At 50.0% G+C, this 12,192-nt stretch carries 7 protein-coding genes and 2 rRNA genes; 1 reads left to right on the top strand and 8 read right to left on the bottom strand.

Annotated features, from left to right (window positions below; all coding sequences use genetic code 11):
- Nucleotides 1-88: 88 nt before the first annotated feature.
- A complete protein-coding gene (locus tag QHH26_12555) occupies nt 89-979 on the bottom strand; it encodes a metallophosphoesterase (protein ID MDH7482787.1) in 891 nt (296 codons plus the stop codon).
- 397 nt (nt 980-1,376) lie between these two features.
- Between QHH26_12555 and QHH26_12550 the strand changes: the two genes are divergently transcribed.
- Nucleotides 1,377-2,165: an amidohydrolase family protein gene (locus tag QHH26_12550; protein MDH7482786.1), complete on the top strand. Its 789-nt coding sequence runs from the start codon at nt 1,377-1,379 to the stop codon at nt 2,163-2,165.
- Nucleotides 2,166-2,383: 218 nt separating this feature from the next.
- Here the strand turns inward: QHH26_12550 and QHH26_12545 are convergent, their stop codons facing one another.
- From QHH26_12545 to QHH26_12515, 7 genes are all read right to left on the bottom strand, one after another.
- Nucleotides 2,384-3,208 (bottom strand): metal ABC transporter permease, encoded by an 825-nt coding sequence (locus QHH26_12545; protein MDH7482785.1) that lies wholly within the window; start codon nt 3,206-3,208, stop codon nt 2,384-2,386.
- A gap of 53 nt (nt 3,209-3,261) precedes the next feature.
- Entirely contained in the window at nt 3,262-3,996 is a 735-nt protein-coding gene (locus tag QHH26_12540; protein ID MDH7482784.1) for a metal ABC transporter ATP-binding protein, read from the bottom strand.
- 8 nt (nt 3,997-4,004) lie between these two features.
- Nucleotides 4,005-4,907 carry a metal ABC transporter substrate-binding protein gene (locus tag QHH26_12535; protein MDH7482783.1) on the bottom strand — a complete coding sequence of 301 codons (903 nt, stop codon included), beginning with the start codon at nt 4,905-4,907 and terminating at the stop codon, nt 4,005-4,007.
- A gap of 14 nt (nt 4,908-4,921) precedes the next feature.
- Nucleotides 4,922-6,151 (bottom strand): hypothetical protein, encoded by a 1,230-nt coding sequence (locus tag QHH26_12530; protein ID MDH7482782.1) that lies wholly within the window; start codon nt 6,149-6,151, stop codon nt 4,922-4,924.
- Between the two features lie 544 nt (nt 6,152-6,695).
- Nucleotides 6,696-7,460: a peptidase MA family metallohydrolase gene (locus tag QHH26_12525; GenBank protein MDH7482781.1), complete on the bottom strand. Its 765-nt coding sequence runs from the start codon at nt 7,458-7,460 to the stop codon at nt 6,696-6,698.
- 212 nt (nt 7,461-7,672) lie between these two features.
- A 23S ribosomal RNA gene (locus tag QHH26_12520) occupies nt 7,673-10,777 on the bottom strand.
- Nucleotides 10,778-10,848: 71 nt separating this feature from the next.
- A 16S ribosomal RNA gene (locus QHH26_12515) occupies nt 10,849-12,192 on the bottom strand; the annotation flags it as partial.

Here is a 12,192-nt window from a genome sequence, read left to right as displayed (position 1 = left end):
GAATGTTTGTGCAAACACTATATCATACACTTAGACGCTCGTCCAGTGGGGCTTGTATATTTCGCTAGCCTTACTTCAGAAAAATTACTTAGGGCTGGCACGAAGATCCGCTAGCTTCCGAGCCGCTTGCAATTGCCACGGAATACTCCCACGAATCAAATGTTTTACCTCCCATATCCTTCGCCTCACATCGAACCTTTGCGCCATCAACCTCAACTACCACATAATGATACTTGCTAATGGCATCCCTACCTTTATAAATTGGCGCTCCGCACGTGCCATTTATCACTTGAAAGATGTTTCCATGGCGCGATCGCTTATACAGGTGCTCATGGCCACAGAAATATATCCTAACGCCCGCCTTTTCCATCAGCTTCCAGAATGCATCGCGCTCATCAGGATGTGCATCTAGTGAGCTTTTGACATGCGGACCTACTGGGTATGCTGGGTCGTGCGCCATTACAAAAATATGAGGTTTATTTGTCGACTTTAGGTCCTGCGCAAGCCATTCAATCTGAACGCGGTGGGTTTCCCCAGGATGATAGCTGTTCAGTCCAACGAAATGGGCATTCTTGTGGTCAAATGAAAAAACCAATTCCTTGTGCCCTGGCGGGCCATTGAGCGGCTGGTCAATTTTCTTTCGCAGAACATCTTCACAGGCGGCTGAGCGGATTTCATGGTTGCCGGGGACGTAGTACCAGCGGCATTTTAGCTTTTTCATAACAGAAAGCCATGTATCCATCTGGGAACTTAGCACCTTTGGATTTTTTGAACCGCTAACCGCATCGCCTTGGAAAATGACTAAATCAGGGTTTTCAGCATTAACCCGGTCAATTATTGCCGAAAACACTTTCATGTTTACACCATTATCGCCACCCCGACTATCCGCCATGGAGACGAACTTCCAAGCATAAGATGAAATTGGAAGAACAATCAATAAAAAGATGATGATTGGGGTAAAGAGAACTCTGCGCTGCATTCTAAGCGTTCCTTTCTACTTCGGCAGTTGAATCAACTGTCGAGCATTTTTATCCAATTATAGCAGATGCAGTAACTCATGTTGATGTTAGATTTCTCTTTTAGCAAAAGTTTTAACAGTTTTCTTCTACTAAATATGCGGTTCGGAGGTATAAAGGGAAAAGTTCGAAAAATACCGAAGTAATCATTATGATTATTGCAACCTCCTGGGGTAAAACGGCTTCTTTCAGATGAAAAACAATGGCCGAGCCATTTCACAAGTCTTACTTAGCCGCTAATTGGCTTTGGTCTCCAGCTAAGGAATGTAACCATCGGATTGTAAAACGAACTTCGAATATCCTTAAAATCGAAATGCACTCGCGCCAACAGCTTGCCGTTTCGGAAAGAAGGATTACGGAATGAAATTTATAGACTGTCACGTTCACTGTTTTCCAGATTCTCTTGCTGAAAAGGCCGTTGCAAACCTTGCAGAAGCCTATAAACTCCAACCGTCCTTCAATGGCACAATAGCCGGCTTAATCCGCCAAATGGATGAAATGGGAATACAAGCCTCGTTCATCCAATGCGTCGCAACAAAGCCGTCACAGGTGCCATCAATCAATAACTGGCTGGCAGAGGTTAAAAGCGAACGGCTGGTTCCATTCGGCGCAATACACCCTGACTTCCCAAATCCCGAAGCCGAACTCTGCCGGATGCGCAAGCTTGGAATTAAAGGAATCAAACTGCATGGAAACTGGCAGGGGTTTCGACCGGATGACAAACGCATGATTCCAATCTACCAGGCCGCTCAGGAGAATTTCATAATGTATTTCCATGCCGGTGGCGAAATCGTGGATAGCTTGGAGGTGCTTGCCACCCCTGAAGCACTTGGTCATGTTCGGCGGATGTTTCCCAGACTCAGGATGGTTTGCGCTCACATGGGCGGATACAAAATGTGGAATGAAGTTGAGAAACACCTTCTTGGAACCGATGTCTACTTCGATGTGTCATATTGCTTCCCCAAGGATATGCCGGACGACCAGATGGTTAAATATATCCGCATGCATGGCGCAGAGAAGATACTCTTCGGCAGTGACTCTCCTTGCGGCCACCCGAAGCCCCAAATGGATAGACTTCTGTCGCTCCCTATCACTGATGAAGAAAAAGAGCTTATTGCTTGGAAGAATGCAGTACAGTTGCTTTCTTAAATACTTTAATAACCTCAAAAGGTTCACTTAAGCGCTTAAAGCTGGCGCGGAAACCGCCGACAAACAGACAATGGAACTCGGCACAGATTGGGAAATAGCAAGTTTGACGCTTTCAATTGCGACATATTGTAATTAATTGCGTTTTAACTTTAAGTCTTGTTTTTCTATGCCTCCTTTTCTAAAAAGCTAGGTTCTCCTCCAAAAACGACTTCAAAACATTAACTTGAACTTGCTCCAAGAAGGGGCAAATATTGCTTTGACTTCACCAATAAAGCAGGTATTAGCAGCAAAACAATCATGACTGCGGTTACGGTTGCACCGGTAGGCAAATCAAACCGGTAAGACAAGTAATATCCAAGTACAGCTGGAATAAAAGCGTGGATTGGCGCTATAAGGATGGCCGTTTTCATTCTCCTAGCCAAAGCAAGCGCGGCCGCCCCTGGGATTACCAGAAAAGCAAAAGTTACCAACGTGCCTACTGACCTTAGGCTAACTGCCACAGCCACGCCAAGGGTTAAGAATATAATCACATCAAATAATCTCACCTTGATACCCTGCGACGCAGCTGTTTCTGGGTCAAACGAGGTGAAAATGAACTCCTTAAAACATAGCCAATGGATTACTCCAATGGCAAGGAATACTCCAAGCATTAACCACACATCCGCAACATCAACACCAATAATGCATCCAGTCAAAATATCTAGCATGTGCGCCTCGCCCGAACCTAAATGAATAAGCAAAACCCCAAGTGCGCCGGCTAGTGCATAACCTATACCAACACCCGCCTCCTGGGGAACACCACGCCTCGCCCTTATGCTAAATATTCCTACTCCGCCAAGCACAAAAGCCAATGAGCCAATAACCGGATTTAGTCCTAAAAGCAAAGCAGCAGCAATTCCCGCAGAACTTACTTCTGCTAATGCGGCCCCTAGGAACACCACCCTTTTCAGAATAACAAATATTCCAAGGTAGCCGCACATAAGGCCTGTCAATACCAGAGCAATTAACGGCATTCTAAGAATATTGTCTGTGAAAATTTCCACCTGCTTTTCCTCCTACATCAAACCGAGCTCGCCGCTTAAGAAAACTGAAAATGCTAAAACACAAACCTGTGTCCGTTAATTTCACCTACCTGCACCTTAATACCATAAAGACGGCTTAGGTTCTCAGCTGTAACAGCCGCTTCGATGGGTTCGAGCTTAAATGTGCTTTCCTCAACAAAACCGATAGTTTCCACATAGTTAACCACATGATGAAGCAGATGGCTTGCTACGACCACTGTCAAATTTCGTTCATCATGTAGCCGTTTTAGGAGATCCATTATGCTTCTCTGTCCAGCCACGTCCAAGTCAGTGGTTGGCTCATCCAAAATCAGAACATTTGGTTCGCTCGCCAATGCTCTAGCGATGAGAACTCTTTGCTTTTGTCCACCTGAAAGATCTCGAAAGAGGGAATCTGCTAGGGAGCCCACTCCAGCCTGCTCTAGTGCAGTCAAAGCTGCTTGCCAATCTCTGGGCTTTGCACGACGCCCGAACCCAATCAGACGCCATCTTCCCATGAGCACAACATCCAGGACAGAAAGTGGAAAGGCATCATCGGGAGACTGGCGCTGGGGTACGTATCCGAACTTGATGTTCTTGCTGTAAATAATCTGGCCTTTAATGGGAGAAAGCATCCCTAGCATTCCCTTTAGAAGTGTGGTTTTCCCAACCCCGTTTGGGCCTATTATGCCCACAAAATCGCCTTCCTTTATGGCGAAGTCTAGCCCGATAAGTATTGGTATCCCATCATAACCAAGGTCAACATCTTTGAATCGGATTATCTCTTTCATAAGAACCTCTACTTTAGTGCAGCGGCGATTTTGTGCACGATATAATCAATCATTTTGATATAGGAATCTGCGCCCTTGACCGCGCCTACCTCGTAGGGTAGCACACATATCTCAGCACCAGTCTCCTTTGCGATTAACTTTGGAAACTTCTGAGGATAGAATGTCTCCATCATGATGACCTTTACTTTCTCGCGTTTCATTGCCTGGATAAGCTTGCTAACGTGCGAAGGCGAAGGAGGGATTCCTGGCTTTGGTTCAATTGTGCCAGCATCTTCGAGGCCAAAACGGCCGGTAAAATAAATCCAACTCTTGTGATAGGTTACAACAGGTTGGCCTTTAAATGGCTGAAGAATGCCTTCCCATTTATTTATCGCCGAGTCAAGTTCGCTAAGAAAACGGCTATAGTTACTTCGAAATTTGTTCTCATCTTTTGGCGATACTCGAATAAGGCCACCTAAAATGTTCCTTGCCACAATTTTCGCATTCTCTGGGTCAAGAAGATAATGAGGATTCCCTAGCGGATGAATTTCCCCCATGGACATATCTATTTTCCCAGCTGGCACCTCACGCTTCTTTATGCCGACAGAAGCATCTACATAACCAGGACCTCCCTGAACAATTTTCTTATTGCGTGCGTTGTCAATCAACGGCCGCATCCACTGGTCGAAACCCATTCCGTAGACCACGACAACATCGGCATCTTTTAGTTTAGCAACGAAACTGGGTCTAGGTTCTACAAAATGAATATCCTCGGTAGGCCTCGCAAGGCTGGTAACGCTCACCAAGTCACCACCGATATTGCGAGTTATATCAGCCAGGTTTGACGCAGATGTAACAACTTTTATCTTCGCATATGAAGGTACCACAAGCATGATTGTTAAAAGGAGCAAAGAAATTACCCTTATTTTCATATCGAATCCCTCCTCTATTGCAGATCGTGAGAATGTGGGCCAAGGCCCCAAACAAATTGAAGAAATGTGGATATATAGTCGTCTGAATTACTTGAGCTTCCTCTCGTAACTTGAAGACGCATGTAGCTAGTCTCCGTAAGCCGCCTGGTGTAAATTGCAGAAAGACCCGAATCGTGTCCTATTTCAGGAGCAGGAAGTGAAGCCCAGTCATACCGAATGCCAGCTTCATTGTATTTATTAAGCTTATACGAATAAAGTAAATAATAGCCATTGCGTGCTCCATCCCTTTCTGGCAACCATCTCTTCTGGCGCACTACCTCAGCTTGTAATAGTATTTGTTTGTGCGCAGCCGGCCATGCACGGTAAGTGAGGTCTATACCATAAAGCCTGGTCTTGGGGTTGCCCAAGGATTCCTCACCCTTCCCACCTGCTATGCTCATGCCGACTTCCAACTCAGCAAAATCGCGCACTGGCTTTGAAAGCCACAGCCTGCCTGTGTAGAGCCGATTGTGCACTCTAATGCCTAACTCATGGTGCTCAACGCCTTCAGCGTGCTCATGATGATGCACCGATGGCTTCCAAATGCCAACCTCAGCCTGGCAAAAGAGATTACCTTTAAGAGGAAGCAGGTAGTTTACTTGCGCTCCCTGCCCCGTGAGTCCTTCCTCTGGATTTAGGAGATTTCTAATGGCAAAAGGCTGAGTCACGAAAGGCCATTTCTCACGGTGGACAGGATTATTTTTTCCAAAATTAATGAACTTTTTGCCGATATTCAAGGAGAGGTCGGTATTTCCAATTTGCAGGAACGACGCATAAGCTTCTTCCACACCAACCGAGAGTTCTTCTCCCTCAGCGGTAATGAATACGTCACCTCTAATTTGGGGGTAAAGATAGCCCTGAATTCCGAGCTCAATTCCGCGAATTTGGATTTGGTCGCGGTTGGGCTCTAAGTTCGTTGTGCTAGTAATTCCCAGAGTATCAACAATGATACTTATATCAGGCAAAAGCTTTTCGTTGCCGGTGGGTTGGATTGGCTGAGGACTGATTTCCTCTGGAGCTAGTTCAGTAACCTCAGATTTGTCCTCTCCAACACCCTTGATTTGATTCTCCAGCTCCTCAATTCTTTGTTCAAGGCTCTGAATTCGTTGCTCATATGCTTGGCTAACGTCAGAATTAGCAGCCAAAGCGGGCAGGAAAACTACGAATTGAAAGAAAAGGCACAGTAGGAGCTTGCAACTATTCAATTAATGTCCCTCCTTAAAAATAGTCTTCCCAATTAGCTTGCCAACTTATACGAGTTGAAATCGGAAGACTACGCAGGAGGAGCCCTGGGGTTAGTTGGGGAAATATTGAACGCTAACGATACTTGCCAACCATGAGTGAAAGCTTGCGAGACATATTCAGGAAATTCAACCGAACCGACCGCAAATAAGCAATAAGAACCTGCCGCCATCAGAAACAAGCATGCCGGGCAGGAACTCGGGTCATGTCCGTGAGCCGTCTTGTCTTGGGGTAAGATTACCGATTGTTTGGAATCTACTCTTGCGCAGAATGATTGATCATTATGAGAACAGCAATCTAATTGGATGTGGGAAAATAGCGCCCACGACCAAGTCGAAAGAAATGCCGATACTAATAATACTGCTACTGTTCTTTTAATAGATTTAGCTTTCCACACACACAACTCAGGAGTCTTCATCCCTGACGTTCCTTCTTGATGTGGGTCCACTACAATTATTGCCTTTCTGAAATACGCACAAACAAACCTATAGGTTCCCAACCTCAAACTTACTTATATTCCTCGTGAAATTCCTCCTCCAATTCGGCTACTTTTCGGCGCTTCATTAGCCGCCGAGCACGGAACGCAAGGATAGCAAAGAATGCCATCAAGAACGAGACGGTTGCGCTCCCAAATCGAATCCACCGGTCAAGGCCATACTCATCCCAAAGATACTGCCGCCATTCTTCTTCCAGCTTTTCCGGTCGGACACCGATGCTGTACTCGAGAGCTGTAGGAAAAGGATTACCCGCCGAAAGCTCGGCAAGGAAATCAGGAATGCATTCCGGACCGTATTTCTTTGCCATAAAACTAACTATTGAGTAGCTTTCGACGTATGCAATTGCACGCTGTTTTTCATCCTGCGGGAATACATGGGAGATCCTATTTAGAGGAATAATCCTACCTGAGGTGCCAATTTCTCTAAGAAGTTCAGCATCGCCGGGTGACCAATCACCGGTTAAGTATTTTGCCAGACCTTCATGCATCCATAGAGGCATTCTCGGCGTGAATGCCTTAAGTCGCCGAGAAAGGAAAACATGTACTAATTCATGAGGTACAATGCTCTCGATTCGTGCTAAAGTATTGGAGGCATCAATTCGAACCTTCAAAGTCCGGGTGTGAGCCATTCCGACAACGCTCTCATCTGGCTTTGCGCCAATTGCATCTGCGAATGCACGGCGGTTTGGATAAAGATACACAGGTATTACGCCACCTGGGTCAAAATCAAGCTTTTTGGACAGCACCGAATGCCATTGTTCCCCAATTTTCGCCACTCTTATCCCTTTGGACCTTGCGCCGGGCGAGTAGTAAATGAGGAAGTGTCTGGTCCTCAAAGTCTGCCATTGTTCCTGGGCAGACAGCGAACAGGCGAAAATAAAAATCGCAAGACTGACAAAGAAAATTCGTGCCATTCTATAGGCAGTCTAGCATTGGGAATTAAGGGTGTCAATTGGCAGGTTGTGACAAAAGACTTAAGAACGAGTGCCTGCGAATGCATTCGGCCTATTAGTACCGGTAAGCTGAGGACGTTGCCGTCCTTACACCTCCGGCCTATCACCGGGTAGTCTACCCGGGGCCTATTGAGGAGACCTCGTCTTGGGGTGCGCTTCGCGCTTAGATGCTTTCAGCGCTTATCGCGAGCCAACTTTAGCTACCCGGCGATGCCCCTGGCGAGACAACCGGTACGCCAGAGGTTGGCCCGCCCCGTTCCTTTCGTACTAGGGGCAGCTCCCCTCAAGTCTCCAGCGCCCACGGCGGATAGGACTTGAACTATCTTGCGATGATCTAATTCTAGCTCACAAACCGCTTTAATGGGCTGTTAACCCAACCCTTGGGACCTCCTTCAGCCCCAGGATGCGATGAGCCGGAAACGAGGCACCAAGCCTCCCCGTCAATGTGGCCTATCGGGGGAGATCGGCCCTGTTTTCCCGGGGAACTCATTATCCGTTGCCGCGGTACCCCTTCCACACGGTAGTACCACGTCACTAGGCCCGACTTTCGTCCCTGCTTGAGTTGCGGCTCGCACAGTCAGGCCCCCTCTATACCCTTGCGCTCAACGCACGGTTTCCAAGCGTGCTGAGGAGACCTTTGGATCCCTCCGTTACCTTTTAGGAGGGTGCCGACCAAGCGAAACTGCCCACCTACCACTGTCCCTCGGGCTTCAGGCCCGGTGCGAGGTTAGGGTGTGCGCACCTTGAAGGCAGTATCAAACCTTAGGGAAAAGTTAATATGACCAATTTTAATGAATTGGCCACATCAACTTTTCCTCCTACTTTTCATAGATGCGCACACCCAATAGTAGGCTGCAGTAAAGCTCCCGGGGACTCCCCGTCCCGCCGCGGGTTGCCTGCATACTAACAGACACTTCAGTTTCACCGGGTCCCTCGTCGAGACAGCGTCTGGGTCGTTGCGCCGTTCGGCATGGCGGAAATTATCCGCTGAGGAGTTTCGCTACCTTCGGGTCCGCACCATTTAATGTGGCGCGGACCGCCGTTTGCCGGTTGTTCGGTCTCCCGCCCCTTTCGGGACAGGATTCCTTAGTACTCCGGTACTGGGCAGGCATCGGCACCTATACATCGGATTACTCCTTGGCAGGCACCTGTGTTTTTAGTAAACAGTCGCCCAGACCTGGCCACTGCGGCCCGTGAATGCCCTCACCCAATCATCCAACGGTCATTCCCTTAAAGAACGCCATCGTAGGAAAGGGTGAGGGCAAACCGGGCACCCCTTCTCCCGAAGTTACGGGGCCAGTTTGCCGAATTCCTTGACGAGAGTTCTCCCGAACGCCTGAGGATTCTCTCCTCACCTACCAGTGTCGGTTTGCGGTACGGTCACCGGGTAAGGCTGTCGGAGCTTTTCTTGGCGGTTCGGCCTTCCCGGGTGCACTTCCAAGCGTGCCCCGAGTTGGCCTACCCGCGTCCCTCCGACAACAAAACAAGTTGAGAACAATATTCACTCAAGGTTTTCCCGGTGGCGCCGGAATATTAACCGGACCATCCATCGCCTACGCCTTTCGGCCTCGGTTTAGGGTCGGCTAACCCGAAGCTGACGAACGTTGCTTCGGAAACCTTAGGCTTTCGGCGGAAGGGATTCTCACCCTTCTTAGCGCTACTCGTGCCGGCATTCTCACTTCCCTGCAGTCCACCCGAGCTTACGCTCGAACTTCAACCCACAGGGAACGCTCCGCTACCGGTTAGCTATCAGCTTTTGCAATACAAGATTTATTCAGCTGAAGCTAACCCCACAGCTTCGGTGGCGAGCTTAGCCCCGTTAATTTTCGGCGCAGGTTGGCTCCACCGGTGAGCTATTACGCACTCCTTAGATGATGGCTGCTTCTAAGCCTACATCCCGGTCGTCAATGCCTTCCCACACCTTTGCAAACACTTAGCTCGCACTTTGGGACCTTAGCTGGCGATCTGGGTTGTTCCCCTCTCGGTTGCGGAGTCGCAAATCCCGCAACCCCACTCCCGGACTTTTGGCTACGCCATTCGGAGTTTGGTTGGGTTGGGTTCGAGGCGTCGAACTTACCCCCTCCAGTGCTCTACCTGCGTAGTCGACCATCCGAGGCTGCACCTAAATGCATTTCGCGGAGAACCAGCTAGATCCGGGCTCGATTGGCATTTCACCCCTACCCACAGCTCATCCCATGGTATTGCAGCACCAACGGGTTCGGGCCTGAGCCCCCAAAAGGGGGGCCTCGCCCTGTCCATGGGTAGATCGCCCGGCCTCGGGTCTGCTGCCGGCGACTATACGCCCTATTCAGACTCGCTTTCGCTACGGCTCCTCCCGTGATTAACGGGATTAACCTCGCCACCGACAGCAACTCGCCGGCTCATTATCCAAAATGCACGCGGTCACGGAAAAGTTATCGAACATTGGGTATGCCCAGACAACTTTTCCGCTCCCACCGGCTGTGGGCATACGGTTTCAGGTTCTATTTCACTCCCCTTCCGGGGTTCTTTTCACCTTTCCCTCACGGTACTGGTTCACTATCGGTCGCCAGGAGTATTTAGCCTTAGGAGGTGGTCCTCCCAGATTCACGCAGGGTTCCTCGTGTCCCGCGTTACTTGGGGCGGCGCGCAGGAGTCCGACTCTTTTCGCGTACGGGGCTATCACCCTCTATGGCGGACCGTTCCAAGTCTCTTCTGCTAAGAGCCGGATTTGTAACTCCTTTATAAGATGAAGAGGGAGGGAAACAATGAAATCTTTGCTTCCCTCTTCCTTGCGCCGCCCCACAACCCCAAGCTATTTCAAATTTAGGAACTTTGGTTTGCAGGTTGGAAGGTTTTCCAAACTGCAAATTATTCCTCCATTTGATATAGCTTGGTTTAGGCTGTTCCCGTTTCGCTCGCCACTACTCAGGGAATCGCGTTTGCTTTCTTTTCCTCGGGTTACTGAGATGTTTCAGTTCGCCCGGTTCCCCTCCCGGTTTGCCCGGGATGACGCGGCATTACCCGCGCCAGGTTTCCCCATTCGGAAATCCCCGGATCACAGCCTGCAGACGGCTCCCCGAGGCTTTTCGCAGTCTGCCACGTCCTTCATCGGCTCTGGCCACCAAGGAATCCACCGTATGCCCTCGTCTGCATTCTGCAGGCACTCGCTCAAAAATCAATTGTCAAGGTGCAGGCAATTACTTTGGTCCGGCAAGCCGGCCTATTTTTCTTTTAAGAAAGTCCAACCGCACCTTCCGGTACGGTTGCCTTGCTACTCCAACGTCCAGCCGGTTGGGCCCGCCTAACCCCGTCAGCATGCAAAAGATGAAAGAGAAGAGTTTCCCCGCCTTTCCTTCTAGCACATCTACACAGGGCTTCGGTCGGGCCCGCGCGGCCGGAACGCGGTTAGCGGTATGAAGGACGCCTGGGAACGTATTCACCGCCGTATCGCTGACCGGCAGTTACTAGCGACGCCCACAATGGGCCACCTTCATGCAGTCGAGTTGCAGACTGCAATCCGAACCACGGCCCGCTTTTTGGATTGCCTCCCCCTCGCGGGGTCGCCGATTGTACGGGCCACTGTAGCATGTGTGCGGCCCAGGGCTTGCGGGCCGCACGGACTCGCTGTCGTCCCCTCCTTCCTCCAACCCCGCCCCAAGGGCAGGGCGGCGGTTCCCCCAGAGTGCTCAACTCCCCGGGCAGTTGCGATTTTGAGGCCGAGAAAACTAGATTTTCACAACCTTAAATTGCTTTCTGCCCGGGTAATGGAGCAACAGGGGGTGTGGGGTTTCGTCCGCTCCCGGAGTGAACCGGACATCTCACGACGCGGACTGACAACAGCCACTCAGCACCTTGTCCGCACGCCGCTTGCAAACCGAAACAATATTCATTGCTACGGCTGGAGGTCGGCGACCGGCCGTTGTTTCCAACGGCTGGGCCGAAACCTCAGGCATGCGGACAGCCCTGGTAAGGTTCTTGGGTCAGGGTCCAATTAAGCCACATGCTCAGCCGCTTGTGCAGGCGTCCCCAATTCCCATGATTTTCAGCCTTGCGGCCGTACTCCACAGGCGGGACACTTAACGCGTAAGCTCCGCCCCGGGAGAGTTCGAAGCTATTTAGTTTACTAGCTCATCACTCAGATAGCTCTGAGCCAGTGAACTAAATTGCCAACTAGCTCCCCCAGGACAAGTGTCCATCGTTTAGGGCCAGGACTACCCGGGGGCCAGACCGGTTCGCTCCCCTGGCTTTCGCGCCTTCAACGTCAGGAACAGCCTAGAGAGCTGCCTTCGCCATTGGTGTTCCTCCCGATATCAACGCATTTCACCGCTACACCGGGAATTCCACTCTCCTCTACTGCCCTCAAGCCAAGCAGTATCGAGCGCACTTCCCCAGTTGGGCTGGGGGATTTCACGCCCGACTTGCCTGGCCGCCTAGGCGCCCTTTACGCCCAGTGATACTGGCCAACGCTCGCACCCTACGTCTGAACCGCGACTGCTGGCACGTAGTTGGTCGGTGCTTCCTCTGGCAGGCTACGTGCCTGCCCGACAGAGGTTTACAACCGCAGAAATTGAAT

The organism is Armatimonadota bacterium, assembly GCA_029907255.1.
In the GTDB taxonomy this organism is placed as follows: Bacteria; Armatimonadota; UBA5829; order DTJY01; family DTJY01; genus JAIMAU01.
Note: the sequence above shows the minus strand (reverse complement) of the source record. Positions and strands in the feature narration are given on the sequence as shown.